Genomic DNA, 26,286 nt, shown 5'->3' with positions numbered 1-26,286 from the left:
GCTACGGAACCGGGGTACTACGGGGGATCCCCGGGTCGGTCTCAGGGGCAGCTCAGGGATCCGGCCCGGGACGGAACCAGAGGAACCTCGTTATCCTCTTAACCCTTACGCGGGCGAAAGTCGTCCCGGCCTGGTAAGGGGCAGCAAGATGATCGAGGCAGTCGGCCTGACCAAGCGCTACGGCGCCAAGACCGCCGTCGACCAGCTGTCCTTCCAGGTCAAGCCGGGTCACGTCACGGGATTCCTGGGGCCCAACGGCTCCGGGAAGTCCACCACCATGCGCATGATCCTGGGGCTGGACCGGCCCACATCCGGCCATGTCACGATCAACGGCCTCCCCTTCCGGGAGCTCCCGAACGCCCAGCGGCACGTCGGGGCCCTGCTCGACGCCAAGGCCCTGCACGGCGGCCGCCGGGCCCGTACCCACCTGCTCTCCATCGCCCAGCTCTCCGGGATCCCGGAGAAGCGGGTGGACGAGGTCCTGGCCGTGGTCGGGCTCCAGGACGCCGCCCGGCAGCGCACGAAGGGCTTCTCGCTCGGCATGGGCCAGCGGCTCGGCATCGCCACCGCCCTGCTCGGGGACCCGCAGGTGCTGCTGTTCGACGAGCCGGTCAACGGGCTCGACCCCGAGGGCATCCTCTGGGTCCGCAACCTCATGCGCCGGCTGGCCGCCGAGGGCCGCACCGTCTTCGTCTCCTCGCACCTGATGAGCGAGATGGCGCTGACCGCCGACCACCTGATCGTCATCGGCCGCGGGCGGCTGCTGGCCGAGATGGGCACCCAGGAGTTCATCGCGCACAACTCGGCCGGATTCGCTCGGGTGCGCGCGGCCGACACTGATCCGGATGGCCGGGACACACTGGGTACGACCCTCACCAGGGCGGGTGGCCGGGTCCTCCAGGAGCCCGACGGAGCACTGCGCGTGACCGGCCTGGAGCTGCCCCGCATCTCGGACCTCGCGCACGAGGCCGGCGTACGGCTGTGGGAGCTCTCACCGCACCACGCCTCGCTGGAGGAGGCGTACATGCGGATGACCCAGTCCGCGGTCGAGTACACCTCCACCGAGGACCCGCGGGCCGAGCTCTGGGAGCCCGAGCCGCTGGCCCTCCCGGCGTGGGAGGAGGAGCCGGCGGCACCGCACGTCCCGCAGACGGGCTTCTTCGCGCCGCCGCCGCCCGGAGCGGGCGGGCAGCCCTTCCTCATGCCCAGCCATCCCGGCGAGCTCACGAGCACCGCCAAGAAATCCCCCGAGGACACACGATGACCCCGACGCCGGAGCGGCCCCGGAGCTACAGCTCCCCCCTCCCCACGCCGCGGCCGCATCTGGGGCACGCCGTCGCCTCGGAGTGGACCAAGCTGATCTCGATCCGCTCCACCATGTGGACGCTGGGCTCGCTCGTGCTCACCGTCGTCGGCATCGGGCTGCTCTTCGTCTCGCAGACCTCGGACGAGGACTACGAGGGGATCACCTTCACCACACCCGCCCTCTTCGGTCTGCTGGTGGGGGAGATCGCGGTGATGGTCCTCGGTGTGCTGACCATCACCTCGGAGCACGGCACCGGGCTGGCGCGGACCACGTTCACCGCCGCCCCGGACCGGTACCGGGTGCTCACCGCGAAGTACCTCGTCTTCAGCGCCACGGCCCTCGTCACCACCATGCTGTCCGTCTTCGTGGTCGGGATCGCCGCGTCGCTCGCCCACGACGGTGCCGCGGCCGGCACGCACGCCGCACACGAGTGGCTCGGCGCGCTGTGCGGCTGCCTCTACGTCACCCTGCTCGGCGTGCTCGCGCTGGCGATCGGCGCGCTGGTGCGGCACTCGGCCGGGGCGATCTCCGTCATGCTCGGCCTGGTCACGCTGCCGCCGGTGATAGGGGCCATGCTCATCAGCTGGGAGGCCGTCGCGCCCTTCGGACGGGCGATCCTCCAGCGCAACGTGCCGGTGGCGCTGAGCCAGCTGTTCGGCATGAAGGAGGGCGGCGACCTGGGCGCGGCTCCCAGCAACCTCTCGCAGCTGGTGCTCATCGTGCTGGTCACGGGCGGAGCGGTGGCCGCCTCGTACCTGTCGGTCGGCCGCCGGGACGTCTAGGGCGCCCTAGTACCGGGGCGCGTTGCGGGACCGCTGCACCTTCGAGGTGCGGCGGTCCTTCGCGTTCCAGCAGGCCTTGTGCCAGTGCCGCCGGTCGTCCACGCCGCCGTACTCCGGCCAGGCCACCAGGTGCGGGGTGCCGGAGGGGATCTCCTGGTCGCAGCCGGGGCAGCGGTAGCGCTTGCCTGCCGCGCTGGCACCGGCCACGTGGCGGACCTTCCAGTCCTCGCCCTGGTACTCCTCGGTGCGCTCCAGCCCGTAGCGGTCGAGGCCGGTGCTGGGGCGTTCCTCCGGGGTCTCGCCGCCCCTGGGACGGTTGTTGCGCGGTGACACGTATACCTCACGGAAGGGCGGACGGCAGTGACTTTCTCCCAGACTACGCGCAGCGAGGCCGGGTACCCGCAGGGTGGCTGAAGAAGGCGGCCGCGCGAAGAGGAATGGCCCGACAATCCCAATAACTTTCCTGTCAGCCCGTGCCTTTGGCACGTGTCAGACGTTGTTGCCATAGGAAGAACCGGTCCACCTGGGGAGGCCGCGTCAGCCGCGAGGAGGGTAAAGGCGATGCGCGTAGGAGCGTTTGTACTGGCGGCCCAGTTCCCGGGCCAGGGACAGGGAGAGGCACTGCACCGGGCGGTGCGGACCGCCGAAGTGGCCGAGGAGGCCGGGCTGGACTCGGTCTGGCTGGCCGAGCACCACTTCGTCCCGTACGGGGTCTGCCCCTCGGCGGTGGCCCTGGCGGCCCTCCTGCTCGGCCGGACCCGGCGGCTGCGCGTGGGCACGGCGGTGAGCGTGCTGCCGAGCACGCACCCGGTGGCTCTCGGGGAGCAGGCGGCCCTGCTGCACCTGACCTCGGGCGGCCGCTTCACCCTCGGGGTGGGCCGCGGCGGGCCGTGGGTCGACCTGGAGGTGTTCGGGGGCGGCCTGGACAGTTACGAGAACGGCTTCCCGGAGGCCCTCGACCTGCTGCGGCGCTGGCTGACGGAGGCGAGGGTGGGAGCCGCCGGCGAGCGGTACGGCTTCCGCGAGGTGGCCGTCGTACCGCGGCCGTCGGAGGCCCTGGACGGGGACGGCGCGGGGCCGGAGGTCATCGTGGCGTGCACCTCTCCCGCGTCGGTACGGCTGGCCGCGCAGCGGGGGCTGCCGATGCTCCTCGGCATGCACTGCGGGGACGAGACCAAGGCGGAGATGGTCGAGCTGTGGCGCAGCACGGCGCTGGCGGCGGGCCACTCGCGGGATCAGGTGGCGGACGCGGGGCACGTCTCCGCCGGGGTGTGCCAGCTCGCGGACCGCACGGCGGACGCCCGCGAGACCCTGCTCAAGGCGTTGCCGGGCTGGCTCAAGCAGGGCTTGGACGCGCACGTGACGGTGGACGGACGCGTGCGCGCGATGCGGGATCCGGTCGCGTACACGGAACTGCTGTGCGACCTGCACCCGGTGGGCACCCCGGAGGTGGCGGCGGACCGGCTGGCGGCCACGTCCGCACGGACGGGCATCACGCGCTTCGCCCTCCTGACGGAAGGCTCCGGCGATCTCGCCGCGACGGAGGAGAACGTACGACGACTCGGCGTCGAGGTCCTGCCCCGCCTCGGCTGAGACCTACCGGACCCGCTCAGCAGTCCCGGAGCTCCGGCGACTGGTTGAGCAGCTGACCGCGGATCGAAGTGAACTTGGCCAGCCGGTCGTCCACCGAGGGGTCCAGCGGGAACACCGCAACCCGGTGACAGTTCTGGAAAGCCAGGCGCACTCCGAAGTGCCGCTGCAGGGCACCCCGTATCGCGTCACTCGCGAGGGCACGCAGCAGCTGCCCCCGCGCCTGCTCGTCGGGCGGCGGCGTCTGGTTGTCGGCGAACTGTCCGCCGTCCACCTTCAGCTGGGCCACCAGCGAGCTGATCATCTCCCATGCATAGGGCAGGGAGGTCCGGACGCAGTCGACGAAAGCGGCTTCGTCGACCTCGCCTCGCTCGGCCTGTTCGAGTAGGGCCGGTGAGACGTCGAGCGACATGGGTTCTCCTCTCGCGACCCCGGCCGATTGGGTTGCCGGAGTCTTACGGGCAGGGAAGGAGGTCGCGACGCAGAGTGCACGCTCCGCCACCTCCCGCTCACCACGGTAGGCGCCCCATGGGTGGCGCACCAGGAGAATGCGCATACAACGCGCCATCCGCGAAGGGGGCTTTCAGGGGCGAATCGCGTGGAGGCCCGTCGGTCGAGTAGCGTTGCCGACCATGCGTCTCGTCATTGCCCGCTGCTCCGTTGACTACGCGGGCCGGCTCACCGCCCATCTGCCCTCGGCACCCCGTCTGATCCTCGTGAAGGCCGACGGCAGTGTCTCGATCCACGCGGACGACCGGGCGTACAAACCGCTCAACTGGATGTCGCCCCCGTGCACCCTCAAAGAGGGGAGCGGTGATGACTCCGGGGTGTGGACGGTCATCAACAAGGCGGGCGAGAAGCTCATCATCACCATGGAGGAAGTCCTGCACGACTCCTCCCACGAGCTCGGCACCGACCCGGGACTCATCAAGGACGGCGTCGAGGCACACCTGCAGGAACTCCTCGCGGACCGCATCGAAACGCTGGGCGAGGGCTACACCCTGATCCGGCGCGAGTACATGACGGCGATCGGTCCCGTGGACATCCTGTGCCGGGACGCCTCCGGCGCGACGGTGGCCGTGGAGATCAAGCGGCGCGGCGAGATCGACGGCGTCGAGCAGCTGACCCGCTACCTGGAACTCCTCAACCGCGACCCGCACCTGGCGCCGGTCCGGGGCATCTTCGCCGCCCAGGAGATCAAGCCGCAGGCCAAGGTCCTGGCGACGGACCGCGGGATGGACTGCGTGTTCCTGGACTACGACGCGATGCGCGGCATCGAGGACGACAAGCTCCGCCTGTTCTGATCCCCCGCCCAGCCCGACTGTCCGCCCGACCGCCCACTGACGCAACGGCTCCGTCCCGAAGGACGGAGCCGTCGGCGTTCACGGGCCCGTGGGCGGGGAGGCCGCGGTGGCCGTGACCGCCTGGGTGGCCGTCGGCGACGGCACGGCGGTCTCGGTCGGCGTCGGAGACGGCCCCGCGCTCGTCGGCGGGGGCGAAACGGACGACGACGGCGGCGGGGAGTTCGGCGGCGTCGGGGACGGACGGCGGGACGGGGTCCGGCCCGGCGTGCGGCCGGGGGTCGGGGCGGCGGCGCTCTGTCCCGGCTGCGCGGCCTCCGACGACGGGGCCGAGGCCGGCGGCTGTGCAGGGTCGTTCACGCTGGGCCCCGGCACGGTCGGCGGGACCACGGCCGTCGGGGTCAGGGAGACCGCCGGGACCTGCGCCGGCGGCGCGTCGTCCGAGGAGCCCAGCGCCAGGGCCACGACCGTGCCCAGGGCCACCACCGTCAGCGCTCCCGCGCCGGCCAGCAGCACCAGCCGGCGCCGGCCCGCATCCTTGGCCGGCGCGGGCGCCGGCTTCGGGAGGGCGGCGGGCGCGGCCGGCTTCGGCGACAGCGGGAAGGCGTCCTCGAACACCTCCGACAGCGTCGTGGGCGGCTCCGAGCTCCGGGACACCGGCACCACCGGGGTCATCCGCGTCACCGCCTCGGCGGAGACGGGCCTCACCACGGGGGCGACGCGGGTGGACGGGGTCGGCGCGAGGGACGGGGTCGGCCGTTTCACGGCCGGGGCCGCAGGGGCCGGCGAGACCGCCGGGGCGGACGGGGTCGCCACCGTCACCGCCTCCGAAGCCGCCGCCAGGGCCGCCGGCGCCTCCAGCCTCAGCGGAGGCGACGGAGCCGCCTCCGCCGCCTCCCGGTCCACGACCAACGCCAGCGCGCGCCGTCCGGCCACCGTGCCCCGCTTGTCCGCCAGCGCGCCCCGCAGCCCGATCGAGGTCTCCAGCTCGGCCCGCGCCCGGTCCAGGCGCCCCTCGCACAGGGCCAGCACGCCGAGCTCGTGGTGGAAGTACGCCTGCTCGGCGACCTCTCCCGCCTTGCGCGCGGCCTCCGCCCCGGAGCGCAGCACCCGCTCCCACGCCTCCCAGTGCAGCGAGCCCGCGAACGCCGGGGCCGCCGTCCGTGCCAGCAGCACCGCCGCCACCACGTCGGCACCGGCCAGCGCCGCGAGGACCGCGTCCGCCTCGGCCGCGACCCGCTCCAGGGTCACCGAGGCGTGTCCGGTCCACCAGGCGTAGTGCCGGGCGGCCGTACGGGCCTCTTCGGCCGCGGTGTCCCCGTACCCGGCCTCCTCCAGCTGTCGTGCGACGCCGGCGGCCAGCCGGTAGCGCGTCCCGACGGGCGTCAGCAGCCCGCAGGCCAGCAGCTCGGGCACCGCCGTATCGGCGTGGGTGTCCCCCACCAGCGCCGGCAGGTGCGCGTGGTGCGGCAGCTCCCCGCCGAGCGCGCAGGCGATCCGCAGGGCGGCGCGCGCCGACTCGCTGACCCGCGAGGCCAGCAGCTCGGCCGGGGCCGCGCCCTCGGCCAGCGTCGGCAGCGGCACCTGCGCGGGGTCGCGCGGGCGCTCGTCGAAGACGCCGGGCTCCTCCTCGTCGTCGTCCTCGGCGGCGTGGTTGAGCTCGTCCCGCTGCCGCAGCAGCGCGGCGGCCTGGACGAAGCGCAGCGGCAGCCCCTCGGAGGCGAAGCGCAGGTCTCCCGCCCAGGCGGTCTCCTCGTCCGTCAGCGGCCGTCCGAGGCCCGCTTCGAGGAGATCGACGCAGTCGGTCTTGCCCAGCCCGCCGAGGAAGACCTCCTCGATGTGCGAGTCGTCGGAGGGGGAGCGCGTGTCGGGGGTCGCGGCGAGCAGGTAGGCGCATTCGGGGGTGGCGCGCAGCAGCTCGTCGAGTGCGGCGCCGCCCATCTCCATGTCGTCGAGGAGGACGACGGCGCCGATGTCCCGGACGCGGGCGAGCAGCTCGTCGCGCTCGGGCCGCTCCCCCGGAGCCTCGTACACGGTCGCGTAGAGCGTCTGGAGGAGTTCCGAGGGCTGCTGGTGCCCGTATCCGGAGAGCCGTACGACGCCGTCGGGCGCGAGGCCCGCGCACCGGACGGCAACCGCGTCGAGCAGCACGCTGCGACCGGATCCGGAAGGTCCGGTCAGCCGTACGGACCGCCCCCGGGCCAGCAGGCGGACGAGGCGCTCCTGCTCCTCCTCACGGGCGAGCAGCGGCCGTGCGGGGACGGCGGGGCCCGGCAGGGCGGACGGCCGTGCGGCGGTGTCCCCGGCGGTACGGGCGACCGCGTCGCGTTTGGCGGGGCGGCTCCGCTCGGTGCCGGGGCGGAGCGGCTCGATCTCGCTGCCGTCGACCGGGTTGACGGTGAGGGTGAAGTCGCCCGCGGTCAGGGTGACGACGCGCGCGGGCCCGTGTGCCGCGGGTGCGGCGGTCGCGGTGGGCCGAGTGGGCGCAGCGGTCGCACCGGACGGGGCCGGAGCCTGCCCGGATCCGGGCACGGGCGGCGCGGAGCCGCCTGCGGGCTGCCCGTCGTGCTCGGTCTGCCCCTGTATTCGGTCCATGATCCAGTCCCCCGATCGCGGGCCGCGCGCCTCGCCGTCGTACCGCCCGGCCTCGGCGCACCCGCGGTCGCTCCTGGTCCGGTTTCCGCCCGAACCCTAGACCGTGGCCGGTCGTGCGGGAAACCGCAGGGGTGCGATCACCACCGGACCGTTACGTTTCCGCAGGAAATGCAAAGGTCAGCGGCTTGCCCGTTCAGACGCGGGGCAGGGACTCGGCTTCCAGGCCGCCCTCGATCGCGAGGATCCGGTGCAGCCGGGTCGCGACGAGCAGCCGCTGCATCTGCGGCGGCACGCCGCGCAGGACGAGGCGCCGGCCGGTCCGGCCGGCCCGCCGGTGCGCGCCCATGATCACGCCGAGGCCGGTGGCGTCCCAGGAGTCGAGCCCGGTGAGGTCGAGCACGAGGTCGCCGTGGCCGTCGTCGAGCGCGGTGTGGAGGGCCGTACGGGCGTCCGCCGCGCTGCGCACGTCGAGGCGGCCCCCGACAGCGAGTTCGGCGTGGTCGCCCCTGATGTGCATGTGTACTCCCGGCAGTGCAGTACTGCGTACGTATGGTCCGACTGGTCCGTGGTCGGCAACTCTCACTTGAACTGACTGCCCCACGGGCAGGGAAGTTGCCGACCGTGAGCGAACCGATACCTAATTCACCCTGAGGGGTGAACCGATATTCGAACGGCGGCGCTCGACGGTCGGCCCGGGCCTCAGTGCTTGTAGAAGCCCTGCCCGCTCTTGCGGCCGATGTCGCCCGCGTCCACCATCCGGCGCATCAGCTCCGGCGGCGCGAACTTCTCGTCCTGCGACTCGGTGTAGATGTTGCTGGTGGCGTGGAGCAGGATGTCGACGCCCGTGAGGTCGGCGGTGGCCAGCGGCCCCATCGCGTGCCCGAAGCCCAGCTTGCAGGCGATGTCGATGTCCTCGGCGGAGGCCACGCCCGACTCGTAGAGCTTGGCGGCCTCGACGACCAGCGCGGAGATCAGACGGGTCGTCACGAAACCGGCGACGTCGCGGTTCACGACGATGCAGGTCTTGCCGACGGACTCGGCGAACGCCCGCGTGGTGGCGAGGGTTTCGTCGCTCGTCTTGTAGCCGCGCACGAGCTCGCACAGCTGCATCATCGGGACGGGCGAGAAGAAGTGCGCGCCGACGACCCGCTCCGGACGCTCCGTCGCGGCCGCGATCTTGGTGATCGGGATGGCGGAGGTGTTGGAGGCGAGGATGGCGTCCTCGCGCACGATCTTGTCGAGGGCGCGGAAGATCTCGTGCTTGATCTCGATCTTCTCGAAGACGGCCTCCACGACGATGTCCACGTCGGCCACCGCGTCGAGGTCGGTGGTCGTCGTGATGCGCGCGAGCGCCGCCTCGGCGTCCTCGGCCGTCATCTTCCCCTTGGAGACGAACTTGTCGTACGAGGCCTTGATCCCGTCCGTGCCACGGGTCAGCGCGGCGTCGGTGACATCGCGCAGCACGACGTCCCAACCCGCCTGAGCGGAGACCTGAGCGATCCCGGAACCCATCAGTCCGGCACCGATGACGGCGAGCTTCCCAGCCACTGCACACCCCACGTTCTTCAAATGACCGGTCTCAATACGGCACGGTCTCGTAGCCACTCCGGCGGAGACTAGCGCCCGGGCGGTGCGCTGTGACCGCGAAGTAACACGCGTCACGTCTCAGATGACGGACATCACACCGGTACGGCCCAGCACCCCTGCCTGGCCCTCCAGTTCACCCGTCCTCCGGCTCGCCGGGGCCGGGGGCGGTCCGTCTACGCTGGCCGCATGGTGAACCTCACGCGCATCTACACCCGTACCGGCGACTCGGGCACGACCGCCCTCGGCGACATGAGCCGCACGGCCAAGACCGACCTGCGGATCTCCGCCTACGCCGACGCCAACGAGGCCAACGCGGCCATCGGGACGGCCGTCGCGCTCGGCGGGCTCCCTGCGGAGGTCGTGAAGGTCCTGGTCCGCGTGCAGAACGACCTGTTCGACGTGGGCGCGGACCTGTGCACCCCGGTGGTCGAGAAGCCGGAGTACCCGCCGCTGCGGGTGGAGCAGTTCTACGTCGACAAGCTGGAGGCGGACTGCGACCACTTCCTGGAGCAGGTGGAGAAGCTGCGCAGCTTCATCCTGCCCGGCGGCACCCCCGGCGCGGCCCTGCTGCACCAGGCCTGCACGGTGGTCCGGCGCGCCGAGCGCTCGACGTGGGCGGCGCTGGAGGTGCACGGCGAGGTGATGAACCCGCTCACCGCCACCTATCTGAACCGCCTCTCCGACCTGCTGTTCATCCTGGCCCGGGTGGCCAACAAGGAGGTCGGGGACGTGCTGTGGGTGCCGGGCGGCGAACGGTAGCGCGCGGGGCGCCGCCGTCCGCCACGCGGGGCCGCCCCCCCGAGGCCCCGCGTACCGCTATCGCTCGGTCTTCGCCATTACGGGCCGCTCCTCGACGCCCGCGGGGGCCTTTTTCGGCCAGATCGTGTAGGCGACGGCGACCAGGGCGTGGATGCCGACCGCCCGCAGGGCGCCGAACCGCCAGGCCTCGAGCGAGCTGACGTCGCCCGCGTCGCCGACGTACCAGATGGCCGCCTGGAGCAGGCCGAGGGCGACCGCGGCGGCGACGACGGTACGGACCCACAGCTTCCACTCGTGCACGGCCCGCGCCTTCCCATACCCGGCGCCGGCCGGCTTGGGCCCCCCGGCCAGCCGGTGCGCGGCGTGCCCGTCGAGCCACTTGATCGTGTAGTGGCCGTAGCCGACGGTGTAGCCGATGTAGAGCGCGGCCACACCGTGCTTCCAGTCCGGCTCGGCGCCGTTCTTGAGGTCGAGCGTGGTGACCACCAGCAGAGCCAGTTCCATCAGCGGCTCGCACAGCAGGACCGCCGCCCCCAGCCTGGGCATCCGCGCCAGGTAGCGCAGGGCCAGGCCGGCCGCCAGCAGCACCCAGAAGCCGACCTCACAAGCGATGATCAGCGCGACGATCACGGGACTCTCCGTCCGCTAGGTTTCCGGTTCCCTCCCAGGCTCCCGTCCCGCCGGGCCGGTCGCGTCGTCGCCGCTGACGACGTGTGCCTGCATCCTTCGATGTAGCCGCACGTCGGCCCCTGCTCCGACGTGCGCGGCCCGGACACCCTGTTGGATGGGACCGTGACCACGAAGAGCCTGCGCCCCCACCGCGACGACGTCCTGCTGGCCGTGTTCAGCGTGCTCGTGGGCCTGGTGTTCTGGTCGCTCGGGGTCTACAGCAACGGCAGCCGGCACTTCCTGCCGGACTGGGCCGCCCTGGTGCCCCTCGTGGCCCTCGGTTCGATGGAGCTGCTGCGCCGCACCAAGCCGTCGGTGACCCTCGCCGTCGGCACCCTCGGGGTGATCGCCGACCAGTTCACGGTCGGCAGCCTCGCCACCGTCGTGATCTTCACCGACCTCATGTACGCGGCCGTCGTGTACGGGAAACCGTCCATGGCCCGCCGGCTCCCGGTCAGCACCGGGCTGATCACCGTCGTCGTCACCATCGCCTCGGTGGCCTGGTTGCGCACCCCGCAGGCCCTGCTGATCGGCGTGGTCACCGGCATCGTGAGCTTCGCCCCGGCGCTGACCGGCGCCACGCTGCGCAACCACCGCGAGGCCGCCGTGGCCGCCCGGCTGCGCGCCGAGCAGACCGCGCTGCTGGCCGAAATGGACCGCAGCCAGGCCGTGGTCGCCGAACGCGCGCGGATGGCCCGCGAGCTGCACGACATGGTGGCCAACCACCTGTCCGCCATCGCGATCCACTCCACCGCCGCGCTCTCCATCGACACGGCCGCCACCAGCCGCGAGGCACTCGGGGTGATCCGCGAGAACAGCGTGCAGGGCCTGGCCGAGATGCGCCGCCTGATCGGGCTGCTGCGGGAGGCCGGAGCGGAACAGGAAGCGGTCGCCGTGCCCTCGCTGGACGGTCTGGACGCCCTGGTCGGACAGGCGAAGACCAACGGTTCGGCGAGCGGACTGGATTTCGTGCTCCATGACGAGCGGCCGCCCGGGGAGCAGACGGCGGCCCCGGTGGAGCTGGCGGCGTACCGGATCGTCCAGGAGTCGCTGACCAATGCGCTCAAGCACGCCGCCCCGGGGACGGTCACGATCCGCGTGGCGCACACGGACGGGCTGCTGACCGTGGGGGTGGACTCGCCCTACGGGGACCGGCCGGGCCCCCGCGCGCCCGGCTCCGGGGCCGGGCTGATCGGCATGCGGGAGCGGACGGAGCTGCTGGGCGGAGAGTTCACGGCGGGCCGGTCCGGCGCGGTGTGGCAGGTGCGGGCGACACTGCCCGCGGAGGAGAAGGCGGTGGAGGCATGACCATCCGGGTGGTGGTGGCGGAGGATCAGGGCGCGGTGCGGGCCGGGCTGGTGCTCATCCTGCGCAGCGCGGGGGACATCGAGGTGGTGGGCGAGGCCGGCGACGGGGAGGAGGCGGTGCGCCTGGCCCGGGAGCTGCGGCCGGACCTCGTCCTCATGGATGTGCAGATGCCCAGGCTGGACGGGGTGTCCGCGACGCGCGAGGTGGTCGCGGAGGGCCTGGCCGATGTCCTGGTGCTGACGACCTTCGACCTCGACGAGTACGTCTTCGGGGCGCTGCGCGCGGGGGCCGCGGGCTTCCTCCTGAAGAACGCGGACGCGGCGGAGCTGATCGAGGCGGTACGGACGGTCGCGCGCGGGGAGGGCCTGATCGCCCCGGCGGTGACCCGGCGGCTGATCGCCGAGTTCGCGGCTCCCCGGCCGGCCCGGGCCACCCCGGCGCCGGAGACGGCCGCGGCGGTGGCCTCGCTGACCCCGCGGGAGCGGGAGGTGCTGAGCGCGCTGGGCGAGGGCCTGTCGAACGCGGAGATCGCCGTGCGGCTGGAGATGGCGGAGGCGACGGCGAAGACGCACGTCAGCCGCCTGCTCGGGAAACTGGATCTCCGCAGTCGGCTCCAAGCCGCCGTACTGGCACAGGAGTTGGGGATATAGCTCCGACCCCGGTCGGCACGGCGCGTACCGGTCTGGACCTCTTGACGGTTGGTCCAGACCTTTCTACGCTCGCCGCAACACTGTGGTGAGCGCGCCATGACAAAGCGTGCTCACGGGCGGCGCAGGTCCCACGCCCATGTCGAGGTCCCCCACGACCGAGACGGACCTACGGAGGATCACCCTTGAGCACAGCATCCCCACCCCGCACCAGGCGCACCCGGTTCTTCAGCAGAGTCGCGGCCGTCGTGGCCGCCCTCGCCCTGCCCGTCAGCGGACTCGTCGCCCTGGCCGGGCCGGCCCAGGCAGCCGCCTCCGCGACGGCGACGTACACCAAGGTCTCCGACTGGGGCACCGGCTTCGAGGGCAAGTGGGTGGTGAAGAACACCGGCACCACCACCCTCACCAGCTGGACCGTGGAGTGGGACTACCCGGCCGGCACCTCGGTCACCTCGGCCTGGGACGCCACCGTCACCGGCTCGGGCACCCACTGGACGGCCAAGAACGTCGGCTGGAACGGCACCCTCGCCCCCGGCGCGAGCGCCGGCTTCGGCTTCAACGGCGCCGGCTCCGGCGCCCCCGGCGGCTGCAAGATCAACGGCGTCTCCTGCGACGGCACCCAGCCCGGCGACACTCCCCCCACGGCTCCCGGCACCCCCGCCGCGACCAACGTCGCCGACACCTCGCTCACCCTGAGCTGGTCCCCCGCCACCGACGACAAGGGCGTCAAGAACTACGACGTCTACCGCGGCTCCGCCAAGATCGCCACCGTCACCGGCACCGGCTACGCGGACTCGGGCCTGACCAAGGGCACCACGTACACGTACAGCGTCACCGCCCGTGACACCGCCGACCAGACCGGCGCCTCCTCCGGCACGCTCTCGGTGACGACCACCGGCGGCGTCATTCCCCCGGACCCGGGCGGCAAGGTCAAGCTCGGCTACTTCACCGAGTGGGGCGTCTACGGGCGCAACTACCACGTGAAGAACCTGGTCACCTCGGGTACGGCGGGCAAGATCACCCACATCAACTACGCCTTCGGCAACGTCCAGAACGGCCAGTGCACCATCGGTGACGCCTACGCCGACTACGACAAGGCCTACACCGCCGACCAGAGCGTCGACGGCGTCGCCGACACCTGGGACCAGCCGCTGCGCGGCAACTTCAACCAGCTGCGCAAGCTGAAGAAAGCCTATCCCCACATCAAGATCCTGTGGTCCTTCGGCGGCTGGACCTGGTCCGGCGGATTCCCGCAGGCCGCGGCCAACCCGACCGCCTTCGCCCAGTCCTGCTACAACCTGGTCGAGGACCCGCGCTGGGCCGACGTCTTCGACGGGATCGACCTGGACTGGGAGTACCCGAACGCCTGCGGTCTGTCCTGTGACACCAGCGGCGCCGCCGCCTTCAAGAACCTGATGCAGGCGACGCGCGCCAAGTTCGGCGCGAACAACCTGGTCACCGCAGCCATCACCGCCGACGCCTCCAGCGGCGGCAAGATCGACGCGGCCGACTACGGCGGCGCCGCGCAGTACGTCGACTTCTACAACGTGATGACGTACGACTTCTTCGGCGCCTGGGCGGCGCAGGGCCCGACGGCCCCGCACTCCCCGCTCACCTCGTACGCGGGCATCCCGCAGGCCGGCTTCAACTCGGCCGACGCCATCGCCAAGCTCAAGGCCAAGGGCGTCCCCGGCGCCAAGCTCAACCTCGGCATCGGCTTCTACGGCCGCGGCTGGACCGGCGTCACGCAGGCGGCACCCGGCGGCACCGCCACCGGACCGGCTCCGGGCACGTACGAGCAGGGCATCGAGGACTACAAGGTGCTCAAGACCAGCTGCCCGGCCACCGGCACCGTCGCCGGCACGGCCTACGCCAAGTGCGGCGGCAACTGGTGGAGCTACGACACCCCCGCGACCATCGCCGGGAAGATGACCTGGGCCAAGCAGCAGGGCCTCAAGGGAGCCTTCTTCTGGGAGTTCAGCGGCGACACCGGCAACGGTGAGCTCGCGAACGCGATCCACACCGGGCTGCAGTAGCAAGACGGAAGCCGGGGAGACGGGTCCGCCCCCGTCTCCCCGGCTTCTTCACGTCTGAAAGACGTCAGGCCACGTTCACCCTCTGCCCGGGAGGCGCCGCCTCCAGCCAGGCCAGGAAGCCGGTCAGCGCGTCCTCGCTCATCGCCAGCTCCAGGCGGGTCCCGCGGTGGACACAGCCGAGCACGACGGCGTCGGAGAGCAGGGCCAGCTCCTCCTCGCCCTCAGGGGCGCGGCGGGCGACGACCTCGATGGAGGAACGCTCCAGCAGCCGGCGCGGCCGGTGGGAGTACGAGAACACCCGGAACCACTCGATCCGGTCACCGCTGTAGCGCGCGACCCCGTACACCCAGCCCTTGCCGGAGACGTCGGGCTTGTCGGCCACGCCCCAGCGCATGCTGCAGTCGAAGGTCCCGCCGGACCGCTGGATGAGCCTGCGGCGCAGTCCGAAGACAAACAACCCGATCACCACCAGGGCTACGACCAGGCCGCTCACAAGCAGAGCGAGGAGCATCTTCACCGACCTCCTCGCTCATCGAATACGCATGAGAAAAAAACAGACCTGCATCGCCACAGCCGCGACCCGGTCTGGAAAATTCCAGAACGGACCGCGGCTGAGGTCTGCCGAGCCCCGGCGGTCGCCCCCCGGTGCTCAGCGGTTCAAACTCCGACGGGCGTTCAGCCCGTTACGGCGCGCAGCCGGACATCAGCGCGACGCTCGGCGGCGGCATCCGCCTCCGCCTTCGCGCGCTCCAGTGCCCGCTCCGCACGCTGGACGTCAATCTCGTCCGCGAGCTCGGCGATCTCGGCCAGCAGGGACAGCTTGTCGTCCGCGAACGAGATGAAACCGCCGTGCACCGCGGCGACGACAGTGCTGCCCTCGCTGGTGCGGATGGTCACAGGGCCCGATTCCAGCACACCGAGAAGCGGCTGGTGACCGGGCATGACGCCGATGTCGCCGGACGTGGTGCGGGCGACAACAAGGGTGGCCTCGCCGGACCAGACATTGCGGTCCGCCGCGACCAGCTCGACGTGCAGCTCAGCAGCCAAGGTGGCTCCTCGGGTCACCACCCGGCGGGTCGGCCGGGTGTTGGGTCAAATTCTAATGGGCGTGGGGAGAGGGACGGGACACACCCGCCCCTCTCCTCAGAACGTGCGAACCGGATGCGCTCCGTGAGGAGCGCGCCGGATCAGGAGACGCCCAGCTCCTTGGCGTTGGCCTTCAGGTCCTCGATGCCACCGCACAGGAAGAACGCCTGCTCGGGGAAGTGGTCGTAGTCACCGTCGCAGATCGCGTTGAACGCGGTGATCGACTCCTCCAGCGGAACGTCCGACCCGTCCACACCGGTGAACTGCTTCGCCACGTGGGTGTTCTGCGACAGGAAGCGCTCGACGCGACGGGCACGGTGGACAACGAGCTTGTCCTCCTCGCCCAGCTCGTCGATACCGAGGATCGCGATGATGTCCTGGAGGTCCTTGTACTTCTGGAGGATCCCCTTGACGCGCATCGCCGTGGCGTAGTGGTCCGCCGCGATGTACCGCGGGTCGAGGATGCGGGACGTCGAGTCCAGCGGGTCCACGGCCGGGTAGATGCCCTTCTCGGAGATCGGACGGGAAAGAACCGTCGTCGCGTCGAGGTGGGCGAAGGTGGTCGCCGGCGCCGGGTCGGTCAGGTCGTCCGCGGGGACGTAGATCGCCTGCATCGAGGTGATCGAGTGACCACGGGTCGAGGTGATGCGCTCCTGCAGCAGACCCATCTCGTCAGCGAGGTTCGGCTGGTAACCCACTGCGGACGGCATGCGGCCGAGCAGCGTGGAGACCTCGGAACCGGCCTGGGTGTAACGGAAGATGTTGTCGATGAAGAAGAGCACGTCCTGCTTCTGCACATCGCGGAAGTACTCCGCCATGGTCAGACCGGCAAGCGCGACGCGAAGACGGGTGCCCGGGGGCTCGTCCATCTGGCCGAAGACAAGCGCCGTCTTGTCGATGACGCCCGAGTCGGCCATTTCCTCGATGAGGTCGTTGCCCTCACGGGTACGCTCACCGACGCCCGCGAAGACCGACACACCGTCGTGGTTGTTGGCGACGCGGTAGATCATTTCCTGGATCAGAACGGTCTTGCCGACACCGGCACCACCGAACAGACCGATCTTTCCACCCTTGACGTACGGGGTGAGAAGGTCGATGACCTTGACGCCGGTCTCGAACATCTCGGTCTTCGACTCGAGCTCGTCGAAGCGAGGGGCCTTGCGGTGGATCGGCCAGCGCTCGGTGACGTTGGCGTTCTCCTCCGGGTAGTTCAGCACCTCACCGAGGGTGTTGAACACCTTGCCCTTGGTGAAGTCACCGACGGGGACGGTGATGCCCTCGCCCGTGTCGATCACCGGGGCCTGGCGGACCAGACCGTCGGTCGGCTGCATCGAGATGGTGCGGACGACGCCGTCACCCAGGTGCTGCGCGACCTCGAGGGTCAGGGTCTTGAGCTTGCCGTCCTCGGCCGGGTCGGCGACCTGGACCTTGAGGGCGTTGTAGATCTCGGGCATGGCGTCGACGGGGAACTCCACGTCGACGACCGGGCCGATGACCCGGGCGACGCGGCCCGTGGCGGCGGCCGTCTCAACAGTGGTCGTCATTACTTGTCACTCCCCGCGGTCGCGTCAGCCATGGCGCTCGCGCCACCGACGATCTCGCTGATTTCCTGGGTGATTTCGGCCTGGCGGGCCGCGTTGGCAAGCCGGGAGAGGCTCTTGATGAGGTCTCCGGCGTTGTCGGTCGCCGACTTCATCGCGCGGCGGCGGGCGGCGTGCTCGGAAGCGGCCGACTGCAGCAGTGCGTTGTAGATGCGGCTCTCGACGTAGCGCGGCAGAAGGGCGTCGAGGACGTCCTCCGCCGACGGCTCGAAGTCGAACAGCGGAAGGATCTCGCCCTTCGCGCCGGTCTCCTCCTCTGCCTTGTCGAGGCTGAGCGGCAGCATCCGGCCGTCGACCGCGTTCTGCGTCATCATCGACACGAATTCCGTGTAGACGACGTGCAGCTCGTCGACGCCGCCCTCGGCCGTGTCCAGCTGGATGGCCTCGATCAGCGGTCCGGCGACGCGCTTGGCGTCGGCGTAGGCCGGGCTGTCGGTGAAGCCGGTCCACGAATCCGCGACCTTGCGCTCGCGGAACCCGAAGTAGGCGACACCCTTGCGGCCGACGATGTACGTGTCGACCTCCTTGCCCTCAGCGCGCAGCCGCTCGGTGAGCCGCTCCGCCTGCTTGATGGCGTTCGAGGAGTAGCCGCCGGCCAGACCGCGGTCGCTCGTGATGAGCAGGATCGCGGCACGGGTCGGCTGCTCGACCTCGGTCGTCAGGGCGTGCTTGGTGTTCGAACCGGTCGCCACCGCGGTCACCGCACGGGTGAGCTCGGTCGCGTACGGCATCGACGCCGCCACCTTGCGCTGCGCCTTGACGATGCGCGAGGCGGCGATCATCTCCATCGCCTTGGTGATCTTCTTGGTCGCCGTGATGGCACGGATGCGACGCTTGTAGACCCGGAGCTGCGCTCCCATGAGTCAGGTCCCTTCCGTCGTCACTTGGAGACGTTGACGGCCGGTGCGTCCTCGCCCAGGAGCTTGCCGTCCGAGGTCTCGAACTGCCGCTTGAAGCCGGTGATGGCGTCCGCGATGGAGGACAGGGTGTCGTCCGACATCTTGCCGCCGTCGGCGATGGAGGTGAGGAGGTCCTTGCGCTCGCGGCGCAGGTGCTCCAGCAGCTCCGACTCGAAGCGACGGATGTCGGCGACCGGAACGTCGTCCATCTTGCCGGTGGTGCCGGCCCAGACGGAGACGACCTGCTCCTCGACGGGCATCGGCTGGTACTGGCCCTGCTTCAGCAGCTCGACCAGACGCTTGCCGCGCTCCAGCGAAGCCTTCGACGCGGCGTCCAGGTCGGAACCGAAGGCGGCGAACGCCTCCAGCTCACGGTACTGGGCGAGGTCCAGGCGCAGACGGCCGGAAACCTGCTTCATGGCCTTGTGCTGGGCGGAGCCACCGACGCGGGAGACCGAGATACCGACGTTCAGCGCCGGGCGCTGGCCCGCGTTGAACAGGTCGGACTCCAGGAAGCACTGGCCGTCGGTGATGGAGATGACGTTGGTCGGGATGAACGCCGACACGTCGTTCGCCTTGGTCTCGACGATCGGCAGACCGGTCATCGAACCGGCACCCATCTCGTCGGACAGCTTCGCGCAGCGCTCCAGCAGACGGGAGTGCAGGTAGAAGACGTCACCCGGGTAGGCCTCGCGGCCCGGCGGGCGGCGCAGCAGCAGCGACACGGCGCGGTAGGCGTCGGCCTGCTTCGACAGGTCGTCGAAGATGATCAGGACGTGCTTGCCGGCGTACATCCAGTGCTGGCCGATGGCGGAACCGGTGTACGGCGCCAGGTACTTGAAGCCGGCCGGGTCGGACGCCGGGGCGGCGACGATCGTCGTGTACTCGAGCGCGCCCGCGTCTTCCAGCGCGCCGCGAACGGACGCGATGGTCGAGCCCTTCTGGCCGATGGCGACGTAGATGCAGCGAACCTGCTTGTTCACGTCGCCCGAGCGCCAGTTGTCGCGCTGGTTGATGATCGTGTCGACGGCCAGGGCGGTCTTACCCGTCTGACGGTCGCCGATGATCAGCTGACGCTGGCCACGGCCGACGGGGACCATCGCGTCGATGGCCTTGTAGCCGGTCTGCATCGGCTCGTGGACCGACTTGCGGACCATGACGCCGGGGGCCTGCAGCTCGAGGGCGCGGCGGCCTTCGGTCGCGATCTCGCCGAGACCGTCGATCGGGTTGCCGAGCGGGTCGACGACGCGGCCGAGGTAACCCTCGCCGACGCCGACGGAGAGCACCTCACCGGTGCGCTGCACCGGCTGGCCCTCCTCGATGCCGCTGAACTCGCCGAGGACGACCGCACCGATCTCGCGCTCCTCGAGGTTGAGGGCGAGACCGAGGGTGCCGTCCTCGAACTTCAGCAGCTCGTTCGCCATGGCGGAGGGCAGGCCCTCCACCTTCGCGATGCCGTCGCCGGCAACGCTGACCGTTCCGACCTCCTCGCGCGAGGCCGCGTCCGGCTGGTACGACTGGACAAAGTTCTCCAGTGCGTCCCGGATCTCCTCCGGCCGGATCGTGAGCTCCGCCATCTGGGTTCCCTGCTCTCCTTGTTGGGCCTGAAGCTTCTTAGGGGTCTGGGGGCGACCCCCAGGAATCTTCTGCAAGTTCTGCACGGCCCAACCGGGCCGCTAGGAATGCTTTGTTCTATTGGTGGCTGGTCAGCCGGCCATGCGGCGGGACGCCTCTGCGAGGCGGTCCGCGATGGTGCCGTCGATGACCTCGTCGCCGACTCGCACCGAGATCCCGCCGAGGACCTCGGGGTCCACGTCGAGGTTCAGGTGCATCTGGCGGCCGTACAGCTTGGCCAGCACCGCGCCGAGACGCGTCTTCTGCACGTCGCTGAGCGGAACCGCGCTGGTCACGGTGGCGACCATGCGGTCACGGCGCTCGGCGGCGAGCTTGGAAAGGGACTCGAGTCCCGCTTCCAGGCTACGTCCACGCGGGTGCGTGACAAGACGGATCACCAGGCGCTCGGTGACGGCGTTCACCTTGCCGCCGAGCAGGCTGCGCAGCAGCTCGCTCTTGGCGGAGGCGGTGGCCGCGCGGTCGGTCAGCGCGGAACGCAGCTCGGTGCTCGAGGAGACGATCCGGCCGAACCGGAACACCTCGTCCTCGACGTTGTCGAGCGCGTCGCCCTGCTGGGCCGCCGTGAGGTCGGCGGTGGCCGCCAGCTCCTCCAGCGAGTCCACCAGGTCGCGGGACTGCGACCAGCGGGACCGGACCATGCCGGACACCAGGTCGAGGGTCTCCCCGCCGACCTGGCCGCCGAGCAGCCGTCCGGCCAGCTCGGCCTTGGCCTCGCCGGACTGCGCCGGGTCGGTGAGGACCCGACGCAGCGAGACCTCACGGTCGAGCAGCGCGGTGACGGCAGCCAGCTCACCGGCGAGCTTCGCAGCGTCGACGGACGTGTTGTCCGTCAGCGCGTCGAGACGCTCACGCGCGGAGGCCAGCGCCTCGCGGCTCGCTCCGTTCATCGGGCCGCCTCGGCCTTCTCCTCAAGCTCGCTGAGGAAGCGGTCGATGGTGCGGCTCTGCCGGGCGTGGTCCTCAAGGGACTCGCCGACGAGCTTTCCGGCCAGGTCGGTGGCGAGCTTGCCCACGTCCTGACGCAGCGCCTGGGAAGCGGCCTTGCGGTCCGCCGCGATCTGGGCGTGACCGGCAGCGATGATCTCCTCACGCTGCCGCTGGCCCTCTGCGCGCAGTTCTTCCTTGAGCGCAGTGCCCTGCTCCAGCGCTTCCTGGCGCAGGCGCGCGGCCTCGTGCCGGGCTTCGGCGAGCTGGGCCTTGTACTGCTCCAGGACGCTCTGGGCCTCGGTCTGGGCGGATTCCGCCTTCTCGATACCGCCCTCGATGGCCTCGCGGCGCTCTTCCAGAACCTTGTTGATGTTCGGGAGGAGCTTCTTCGCGAGGAAACCGAAGACGATGACGAAGGCGAGCAGACCGATGACGAGCTCGGGGATCGGCGGGACGAGCGGGTTACCCGGCTCCTCGGCCGCGAGAACCAGGAGGTTCACATCAGTGCCTTTCGTCGATTCGGACTAGTCGTGGGGTTCGTCAGCTGTAGACGAACGGCATGACCAGACCGATGAGGGCGAGCGCCTCACAGAAGGCGAAGCCGAGGATCTGGTTGGCGCGGATCAGACCGGCAGCTTCGGGCTGACGGGCGAGCGCCTGGGTGCCGTTACCGAAGATGATGCCGACGCCGACGCCGGGGCCGATGGCCGCGAGGCCGTAGCCCACGGAGCTGAGGGAACCGGTGACGGCAGCAAGGGTCTGGGACATGCCAGTTCTTCCTTCTCTTTCACGGACCGGTGGGGGTTGGCCACCGGACGACTGGGGGTTTGCGGAGCGGCTGCGCTCAGTGGTGCTCGGCGACCGCACCCTGCAGGAAGCTGCAGGCCAGGAGCACGAAGACGTAGGCCTGGACGGCCTGGATGAAGAGCTCGAACGCGGTCATCACGATGACCATGACGAACGAGACGCCCGCGTAGGCGATGCCGATCCCGTTCAGCAGGTACCAGCTGGCGATGGTGAACAGCAGCAGCAGGGTGTGACCGGCGAACATGTTCGCGAACAGTCGGACCGCGTGGGTGAAGGGGCGGACCAGGACGTTCGAGAAGAACTCGATCACCATGACCAGCGGCAGGATCCCGCCGAGGGACTTGTCGTAGCCGGTGATGTTCTTGAAGCCGCCGACGAAGCCGTGGCGCTTGAAGGTCACCGACATCCACATGATGTAGATGACGAGGGCCAGGCCGGCCGGGTACGCGATGACCGCGGTCACCGGGAACTGGGCGAGCGGGACGATCGACCAGAGGTTCATCATCCAGACGAAGAAGAACGTCGCGACCATGAAGGGGACGTACTTCTCGCCTTCCTTCTTGCCCAGCGTCTCGTAGACGATGCCGCGGCGCACGAAGTCGTAGCCCGCCTCGGCGACCATCTGCAGCTTGCCCGGGACGACCTTCGGCTTCCGGAACGCGGCCCAGAAGAAGCCGACGATGATGACCGAGCCCAGCAGGGCCAGCAGCATCGTCTTGTTGAAGTACAGGTTGCTGTCCGCGTCACCGAAGATCGGGTGGAACAGGAACGAGTACAGGGTCGGGCCCGGGAAGCCGCAGCCAGTGCCGTCTTCGAAATGACAATTGATCTCGAAGGCGAGCGTCATGTCAGCAGCACTCACCGCAGGGCTCCTTCAGCGTGGCGCATAGGTACGGCAACCTCGTTGTGTCGGCGCGGCGCGCAGCCGCGGTTCGGCACTGGACTGGTGTATCGGATGGTGGGGCGGCAGTCAGGCATCGAGCCTCGCGATGGGACAGGCGTCAGCTCAGATGCCCGCGCCCGCAGTGCCGCAGTTGGCACCGGACGATAGCAGGATCTCGAACGCTCGCTTATCCCGGCCCTACCCTTCACGACTTCGGCCCCGGATTTTCGGGCTTGTCGCCCTTCACCGAGTCCGGCTCGACGTAAAGAATCTTGGCCTTCATATGAGCACGGGTCTGCGCGCCGATCCACACCAGGGTGGTGGCGACGAGCGTGATCGCGAACGCCTTGGGGTTGAACAGGGTGGTGTTCTTGAACGCCGCGACAAAGACGAAAAGCAGCAGAATCTGGGCCGTGTAGAGCATGAGCCCCATGGCCTGGAAAAGATGCGGGAGTGACCTCGCCGTGCGCTGCAGAACGACGAATCCGATGCCCATGAAAAGAATCACGACCAGCGTCGCGACGACGGCCCCGACCGCGCCCTTGCCGCCGACGACCAACGCGCTGATCACGGCGGCGAGAGCGCCGGCGACAGCCGTGGGTACGGCGGCTTGCAGGAGGAGTCGGACGTCATCTGACCGCATGGCGGTTTGCTCCGCGTGGTGGTGGGGGCACTGGACTCGTACGGGACGAGCGTAAGCCCGGTCCGAGAGAGAACCTCGGGCCAAGGGACCGTCGCACTACGGTCCTTCGGCTCTGTCGCCGGGTTTAGTGAACGGTATCACAAACTATTTGATGAGAGCTTTACCTGCCGGGTGTGCTGACTGTCACACATGAGAGTGACCCTGCGCGTGTGTGCACGATAGGCGTGCGGGTTGTCTGGTAAAGAGGCGCCATGTCCGACATACGATGCGGCTGTCAGCGGGTGGATTCAGCCTTACGTCGGTCGGGGAAGCGCGAACGGGGGCCCACGGCGGTCGCTCCGTTGACGCCGGAGACGCCCGCCGCGATCGGCCTGACGGGCTCCGGCTCCGCGCCCGAGGCATCCAGCGCGGCCGCTTCCGCGGCGGCCTCGGCCGCCCGTGCGGCGTGCCGGTAGCGCGGCGGAACCAGACCCTCCGCCCAGCGCGGGGTACGCGGGGTGAAGCGCGGCAGGAGCAGCAGGATCAGACCCACGGCGCTCAGCGCGGCGATGGCAGCCACGATCCACATCGTGGCGGAATGCACCGAATAGGCCACCGTGCCGAAGGCGATCAGCCCCGACCAGAAGTACATGATCAGGACCGCGCGGCTGTGCGAATGTCCGAGCTCCAGCAGGCGGTGGTGCAGGTGCCCGCGGTCGGCCGCGAAGGGCGACTGGCCCTTCCACGTACGCCGCACGATGGCCAGGATCAGGTCCGCCATCGGGATCGCGATGATCGTCAGGGGCAGGATCAGCGGGATGAAGACGGGGAGCATCGCGTGGGTCGCGTTGCGCTCGCCCTGCGCGTACAGGGCCAGGGCGTCGGGGTCCACCTGGCCGGTGATGGAGATGGCGGCGGCGGCGAGCACCAGGCCGATCAGCATCGAGCCGGAGTCGCCCATGAAGATCCGCGCGGGATGCATGTTGTGCGGCAGGAAGCCGAGGCACATGCCCATCAGGATCGCGGCGAAGAGGGTGGCCGGCGCGGCCGCCTCGATGCCGTAGCCGAACCAGATCCGGTACGAGTAGAGGAAGAACGCCGCGGCGGCGATGCAGACCATGCCCGCGGCCAGGCCGTCGAGGCCGTCGACGAAGTTCACCGCGTTGATGGTGACCACCACGAGGGCCACGGTGAGCAGGTTGCCCTGCCACTGGGTGAGCGAGACCGTGCCGAAGAAGGGCACCGGGATCCACAGGATCGTCAGGCCCTGCATGACCATCACGCCGGCGGAGATCATCTGCGCGCCGAGCTTGATCAGGGCGTCGATCTCGAACTTGTCGTCCAGCACGCCGACCAGCCAGATCAGCGCCGCACCGGAGAGCAGTGCGCGCGGCTCGTTCGACAGCTCGAAGACGCCGTTCAGGTTCCGCAGGTGGTCGGCGACCAGCAGACCCGCGCACAGACCGCCGAACATGGCGATGCCGCCCAGCCGTGGCGTGGGCTCTCGGTGCACGTCGCGGGCACGGATCTCCGGCATGGCCCCGGCCGCGATCGCGAACTTCCGCACGGGCCCGGTCAGCAGGTAGGTCACCGCGACCGTGACGCAAAGCGTCAGCAGATATTCACGCACGGGCTGCCCCAGATGTATCGCCGGCCATCTCAGCCCCACACATTAGCTGCGATGTCCCCTCCCCCGAGGACGCGAGGGGGCCGTATCCCGGTTGCACTACGTCCCTCTTGCCCCGCTTACTCCCCGTAAGGGGGAAATTCCAGCGCCAGCTCATTGACCTCCGTACGTGTCTTCGCGCCATCCCCGCGCAGCCCGGCCGCGAACAGAGCCGCGATCCGGTGCATCTCCGCCTCCCCCATCCCCTGGGTGGTCACGGCGGCCGTTCCCAGCCGGACGCCCCGCTGGTCCCCGTACGGGAGGGCGCAGGTGTCGAGCACGATCCCGGCGGCGGCCAGCCGGCCGCGCGCGGTCGGACCGTCCATGCCCAGCGGCGCCGGATCGGCGGTGATCAGATGGGTGTCGGTGCCGCCGGTGGTGATCGTGAACCCGTGCTCTTCGAGGGCGCCCGCGATCACCCGGGCATTGGCGACGACCCGGTGGGCGTACGTGGTGAAGGCCGGCCGGGCCGCCTCGCCGAAGGCCACGGCCTTGGCGGCGATGGTGTGCATCTGGGCGCCGCCCTGGGTGAAGGGGAACACCGCCCGGTCGATGCGCTCGGCGAACTCGGCGCCGCACAGGACCATCCCGCCGCGCGGCCCGCGCAGCACCTTGTGCGTGGTCGCGCAGACGACGTCGGCGTAGGGCACCGGACTGGGCGCGGCCCCGCCGGCCACCAGGCCGATCGGATGGGCCGCGTCGGCGATCAGGTAGGCCCCGACCTCGTCGGCGATCTCCCGGAAGGCCGAGTACTCGGGGTGGCGGGGGTAGGAGATGGACCCGCACACGATCGCCTTGGGCCGGTGTGCGCGGGCGAGGTCCTGCACCTGCTCGTAGTCGATGAGACCCGTCTCGGCGTCGACCCCGTACCCGACGAAGTCGAACCAGCGCCCGGAGAAGTTGGCGGGCGAGCCGTGGGTGAGGTGGCCCCCGTACAGGAGCCCCATCGCCAGCACGGTGTCCCCGGGCCGCAGCAGGGCGGCGTACGCGGCCAGCACGGCGGAGGAGCCGGAGTGCGGCTGCACGTTGGCGTGCTCGGCCCCGAACAGCGCCTTGGCCCGCTCCACGGCGATCTGCTCGGCCAGGTCGGCGTATTCACAGCCGCCGTGGTACCGGTTGCCGGGGTACCCCTCGGCGTACTTGTTGGCGAGCGGCGACCCGAGCGCGCCGAGCACGGCTGCGGAGGTGAAGTTCTCGGCGGCGATCAGCTGCAAGCTGCCGGCCTGGCGCCGGCGCTCCCCGTCGAGCACGTCGGCCATCTGCGGATCCTGCTGCCGCAGCAGGTCCGTGGACTGGGTGATGACGCTCATGGCGCGACTCCAGGTGGTACCGGGTACCAGCCACTGTAGGCCCGCGGCCCTCACCGCGCCCTGCGGCGGCGCCGGGGCTCCGCCCGATCCAGCCCCGCCGGCGCATCGGGCCCCGCCGGCGTTTGAGGCGCGGGGTCCGGGGCGGAGCACCGGTCTTGCAGCTCTGCCGGCACAACCAGCCCCGCCGGCGTTTGAGGCGCGGGGTCCGGGGCGGAGCCCCGGTCTTTCAGCCCCGCCGGCGTTGAGGCGCGCGGCCCCGGGCGGGGAACCG

General features: G+C 70.5%; 26 protein-coding genes. 8 read left to right on the top strand and 18 right to left on the bottom strand.

Features of this window, described 5'->3' with window-relative positions; genetic code table 11:
- Positions 1-148: 148 nt before the first annotated feature.
- Together OG332_RS30565 and OG332_RS30560 are read left to right on the top strand one after the other, a co-directional pair.
- Positions 149-1,264, top strand: a complete 1,116-nt coding sequence (locus OG332_RS30565) for an ABC transporter ATP-binding protein (RefSeq protein ID WP_327416484.1) — start codon at positions 149-151, stop codon at positions 1,262-1,264.
- Positions 1,261-2,088 (top strand): ABC transporter permease, encoded by an 828-nt coding sequence (locus OG332_RS30560; protein WP_327416483.1) that lies wholly within the window; start codon positions 1,261-1,263, stop codon positions 2,086-2,088. Before OG332_RS30565 ends, OG332_RS30560 begins: the two co-directional genes overlap by 4 nt.
- A 6-nt stretch (positions 2,089-2,094) precedes the next feature.
- On the opposite strand, the gene OG332_RS30555 is transcribed toward OG332_RS30560, so the two are convergent.
- Positions 2,095-2,421, bottom strand: coding sequence for an ATP/GTP-binding protein (locus tag OG332_RS30555; RefSeq protein WP_327416482.1), 327 nt, complete (start codon positions 2,419-2,421; stop codon positions 2,095-2,097).
- 228 nt (positions 2,422-2,649) lie between these two features.
- On the opposite strand from OG332_RS30555, the gene OG332_RS30550 reads away from it, so the two are divergent.
- Entirely contained in the window at positions 2,650-3,681 is a 1,032-nt protein-coding gene (locus OG332_RS30550; RefSeq protein ID WP_327416481.1) for an LLM class flavin-dependent oxidoreductase, read from the top strand.
- 16 nt (positions 3,682-3,697) lie between these two features.
- Here the strand turns inward: OG332_RS30550 and OG332_RS30545 are convergent, their stop codons facing one another.
- Positions 3,698-4,090: an SCO5389 family protein gene (locus OG332_RS30545; protein WP_030660337.1), complete on the bottom strand. Its 393-nt coding sequence runs from the start codon at positions 4,088-4,090 to the stop codon at positions 3,698-3,700.
- 220 nt (positions 4,091-4,310) lie between these two features.
- On the opposite strand from OG332_RS30545, the gene nucS reads away from it, so the two are divergent.
- Positions 4,311-4,982 (top strand): endonuclease NucS, encoded by a 672-nt coding sequence (gene nucS, locus OG332_RS30540; RefSeq protein WP_327416480.1) that lies wholly within the window; start codon positions 4,311-4,313, stop codon positions 4,980-4,982.
- A 78-nt stretch (positions 4,983-5,060) separates the two neighbouring features.
- Here the strand turns inward: nucS and OG332_RS30535 are convergent, their stop codons facing one another.
- From OG332_RS30535 to OG332_RS30525, 3 genes are all read right to left on the bottom strand, one after another.
- A complete protein-coding gene (locus tag OG332_RS30535) occupies positions 5,061-7,574 on the bottom strand; it encodes an ATP-binding protein (protein WP_327416479.1) in 2,514 nt (837 codons plus the stop codon).
- Between the two features lie 193 nt (positions 7,575-7,767).
- Entirely contained in the window at positions 7,768-8,091 is a 324-nt protein-coding gene (locus tag OG332_RS30530; protein WP_030153791.1) for an STAS domain-containing protein, read from the bottom strand.
- Between the two features lie 182 nt (positions 8,092-8,273).
- A complete protein-coding gene (locus OG332_RS30525) occupies positions 8,274-9,122 on the bottom strand; it encodes a 3-hydroxyacyl-CoA dehydrogenase family protein (RefSeq protein WP_327416478.1) in 849 nt (282 codons plus the stop codon).
- A gap of 225 nt (positions 9,123-9,347) precedes the next feature.
- Here OG332_RS30525 and OG332_RS30520 point away from each other — a divergent pair, with 225 nt between their 5' ends.
- Entirely contained in the window at positions 9,348-9,920 is a 573-nt protein-coding gene (locus OG332_RS30520) for a cob(I)yrinic acid a,c-diamide adenosyltransferase (RefSeq protein WP_327416477.1), read from the top strand.
- 57 nt (positions 9,921-9,977) lie between these two features.
- On the opposite strand, the gene OG332_RS30515 is transcribed toward OG332_RS30520, so the two are convergent.
- A complete protein-coding gene (locus tag OG332_RS30515; RefSeq protein WP_327416476.1) occupies positions 9,978-10,550 on the bottom strand; it encodes a hypothetical protein in 573 nt (190 codons plus the stop codon).
- Between the two features lie 162 nt (positions 10,551-10,712).
- Here OG332_RS30515 and OG332_RS30510 point away from each other — a divergent pair, with 162 nt between their 5' ends.
- The 3 genes from OG332_RS30510 to OG332_RS30500 all read left to right on the top strand — a co-directional run bounded on the left by OG332_RS30510 (position 10,713) and on the right by OG332_RS30500 (position 14,580).
- Positions 10,713-11,897 carry a sensor histidine kinase gene (locus OG332_RS30510; RefSeq protein WP_327416475.1) on the top strand — a complete coding sequence of 395 codons (1,185 nt, stop codon included), beginning with the start codon at positions 10,713-10,715 and terminating at the stop codon, positions 11,895-11,897.
- Complete coding sequence (locus tag OG332_RS30505) at positions 11,894-12,547, top strand: response regulator transcription factor (protein WP_327416474.1); 654 nt, start codon at positions 11,894-11,896, stop codon at positions 12,545-12,547. Before OG332_RS30510 ends, OG332_RS30505 begins: the two co-directional genes overlap by 4 nt.
- A 182-nt stretch (positions 12,548-12,729) precedes the next feature.
- On the top strand, positions 12,730-14,580 hold the full coding sequence (locus OG332_RS30500) for a glycoside hydrolase family 18 chitinase (protein WP_327416473.1): 1,851 nt from the start codon (positions 12,730-12,732) through the stop codon (positions 14,578-14,580).
- A 64-nt stretch (positions 14,581-14,644) separates the two neighbouring features.
- Here OG332_RS30500 and OG332_RS30495 read toward each other — a convergent pair whose 3' ends face one another.
- The 12 genes from OG332_RS30495 to glyA form a co-directional block, all read right to left on the bottom strand.
- On the bottom strand, positions 14,645-15,091 hold the full coding sequence (locus OG332_RS30495) for a DUF2550 domain-containing protein (RefSeq protein WP_327416472.1): 447 nt from the start codon (positions 15,089-15,091) through the stop codon (positions 14,645-14,647).
- A gap of 164 nt (positions 15,092-15,255) precedes the next feature.
- The gene (locus OG332_RS30490; RefSeq protein ID WP_327416471.1) at positions 15,256-15,627 is read right to left on the bottom strand and encodes a F0F1 ATP synthase subunit epsilon; all 372 of its coding nucleotides are present in this window, start codon (positions 15,625-15,627) and stop codon (positions 15,256-15,258) included.
- A 140-nt stretch (positions 15,628-15,767) separates the two neighbouring features.
- The gene (atpD, locus tag OG332_RS30485; protein WP_327416470.1) at positions 15,768-17,210 is read right to left on the bottom strand and encodes a F0F1 ATP synthase subunit beta; all 1,443 of its coding nucleotides are present in this window, start codon (positions 17,208-17,210) and stop codon (positions 15,768-15,770) included.
- A complete protein-coding gene (locus OG332_RS30480) occupies positions 17,210-18,127 on the bottom strand; it encodes a F0F1 ATP synthase subunit gamma (protein ID WP_266614941.1) in 918 nt (305 codons plus the stop codon). The genes atpD and OG332_RS30480 overlap by 1 nt, the downstream gene beginning before the upstream one ends.
- Before the next feature lie 20 nt (positions 18,128-18,147).
- The gene (atpA, locus tag OG332_RS30475) at positions 18,148-19,743 is read right to left on the bottom strand and encodes a F0F1 ATP synthase subunit alpha (protein WP_327416469.1); all 1,596 of its coding nucleotides are present in this window, start codon (positions 19,741-19,743) and stop codon (positions 18,148-18,150) included.
- A gap of 129 nt (positions 19,744-19,872) precedes the next feature.
- Positions 19,873-20,688: a F0F1 ATP synthase subunit delta gene (locus OG332_RS30470; protein WP_327416468.1), complete on the bottom strand. Its 816-nt coding sequence runs from the start codon at positions 20,686-20,688 to the stop codon at positions 19,873-19,875.
- Positions 20,685-21,227 (bottom strand): F0F1 ATP synthase subunit B, encoded by a 543-nt coding sequence (locus tag OG332_RS30465; RefSeq protein WP_053705305.1) that lies wholly within the window; start codon positions 21,225-21,227, stop codon positions 20,685-20,687. The genes OG332_RS30470 and OG332_RS30465 overlap by 4 nt, the downstream gene beginning before the upstream one ends.
- 40 nt (positions 21,228-21,267) lie before the next feature.
- On the bottom strand, positions 21,268-21,495 hold the full coding sequence (atpE, locus tag OG332_RS30460) for an ATP synthase F0 subunit C (RefSeq protein ID WP_030386954.1): 228 nt from the start codon (positions 21,493-21,495) through the stop codon (positions 21,268-21,270).
- 76 nt (positions 21,496-21,571) lie between these two features.
- Positions 21,572-22,381, bottom strand: a complete 810-nt coding sequence (gene atpB / locus OG332_RS30455) for a F0F1 ATP synthase subunit A (RefSeq protein WP_327419424.1) — start codon at positions 22,379-22,381, stop codon at positions 21,572-21,574.
- Positions 22,382-22,622: 241 nt separating this feature from the next.
- Positions 22,623-23,060, bottom strand: coding sequence for a hypothetical protein (locus OG332_RS30450; protein WP_327416467.1), 438 nt, complete (start codon positions 23,058-23,060; stop codon positions 22,623-22,625).
- A 274-nt stretch (positions 23,061-23,334) separates the two neighbouring features.
- Positions 23,335-24,669 carry an MraY family glycosyltransferase gene (locus tag OG332_RS30445; protein WP_327416466.1) on the bottom strand — a complete coding sequence of 445 codons (1,335 nt, stop codon included), beginning with the start codon at positions 24,667-24,669 and terminating at the stop codon, positions 23,335-23,337.
- 116 nt (positions 24,670-24,785) lie between these two features.
- Positions 24,786-26,015, bottom strand: a complete 1,230-nt coding sequence (glyA, locus tag OG332_RS30440) for a serine hydroxymethyltransferase (RefSeq protein ID WP_327416465.1) — start codon at positions 26,013-26,015, stop codon at positions 24,786-24,788.
- Positions 26,016-26,286 lie beyond the last annotated feature (271 nt).

Source organism: Streptomyces sp. NBC_01233 (assembly GCF_035989305.1).
Lineage (GTDB): Bacteria > Actinomycetota > Actinomycetes > Streptomycetales > Streptomycetaceae > Streptomyces.
Note: the sequence above shows the minus strand (reverse complement) of the source record. Positions and strands in the feature narration are given on the sequence as shown.

What these genes read in the sequence shown, in the direction of transcription:
- OG332_RS30565 (WP_327416484.1), top strand. Translation starts at nt 149, where the DNA reads ATGATCGAGGCAGTCGGCCTGACCAAGCGCTACGGCGCCAAGACCGCC.
- glyA (WP_327416465.1), bottom strand. Translation starts at nt 26,015, where the DNA reads ATGAGCGTCATCACCCAGTCCACGGACCTGCTGCGGCAGCAGGATCCG.
- OG332_RS30470 (WP_327416468.1), bottom strand. Translation starts at nt 20,688, where the DNA reads ATGAACGGAGCGAGCCGCGAGGCGCTGGCCTCCGCGCGTGAGCGTCTC.
- OG332_RS30550 (WP_327416481.1), top strand. Translation starts at nt 2,650, where the DNA reads ATGCGCGTAGGAGCGTTTGTACTGGCGGCCCAGTTCCCGGGCCAGGGA.
- nucS (WP_327416480.1), top strand. Translation starts at nt 4,311, where the DNA reads ATGCGTCTCGTCATTGCCCGCTGCTCCGTTGACTACGCGGGCCGGCTC.
- OG332_RS30560 (WP_327416483.1), top strand. Translation starts at nt 1,261, where the DNA reads ATGACCCCGACGCCGGAGCGGCCCCGGAGCTACAGCTCCCCCCTCCCC.
- OG332_RS30480 (WP_266614941.1), bottom strand. Translation starts at nt 18,127, where the DNA reads ATGGGAGCGCAGCTCCGGGTCTACAAGCGTCGCATCCGTGCCATCACG.
- OG332_RS30535 (WP_327416479.1), bottom strand. Translation starts at nt 7,574, where the DNA reads ATGGACCGAATACAGGGGCAGACCGAGCACGACGGGCAGCCCGCAGGC.
- OG332_RS30520 (WP_327416477.1), top strand. Translation starts at nt 9,348, where the DNA reads ATGGTGAACCTCACGCGCATCTACACCCGTACCGGCGACTCGGGCACG.
- atpB (WP_327419424.1), bottom strand. Translation starts at nt 22,381, where the DNA reads ATGACGCTCGCCTTCGAGATCAATTGTCATTTCGAAGACGGCACTGGC.
- atpA (WP_327416469.1), bottom strand. Translation starts at nt 19,743, where the DNA reads ATGGCGGAGCTCACGATCCGGCCGGAGGAGATCCGGGACGCACTGGAG.
- OG332_RS30545 (WP_030660337.1), bottom strand. Translation starts at nt 4,090, where the DNA reads ATGTCGCTCGACGTCTCACCGGCCCTACTCGAACAGGCCGAGCGAGGC.
- OG332_RS30450 (WP_327416467.1), bottom strand. Translation starts at nt 23,060, where the DNA reads ATGCGGTCAGATGACGTCCGACTCCTCCTGCAAGCCGCCGTACCCACG.
- atpE (WP_030386954.1), bottom strand. Translation starts at nt 21,495, where the DNA reads ATGTCCCAGACCCTTGCTGCCGTCACCGGTTCCCTCAGCTCCGTGGGC.
- OG332_RS30505 (WP_327416474.1), top strand. Translation starts at nt 11,894, where the DNA reads ATGACCATCCGGGTGGTGGTGGCGGAGGATCAGGGCGCGGTGCGGGCC.
- OG332_RS30530 (WP_030153791.1), bottom strand. Translation starts at nt 8,091, where the DNA reads ATGCACATCAGGGGCGACCACGCCGAACTCGCTGTCGGGGGCCGCCTC.
- atpD (WP_327416470.1), bottom strand. Translation starts at nt 17,210, where the DNA reads ATGACGACCACTGTTGAGACGGCCGCCGCCACGGGCCGCGTCGCCCGG.
- OG332_RS30495 (WP_327416472.1), bottom strand. Translation starts at nt 15,091, where the DNA reads ATGCTCCTCGCTCTGCTTGTGAGCGGCCTGGTCGTAGCCCTGGTGGTG.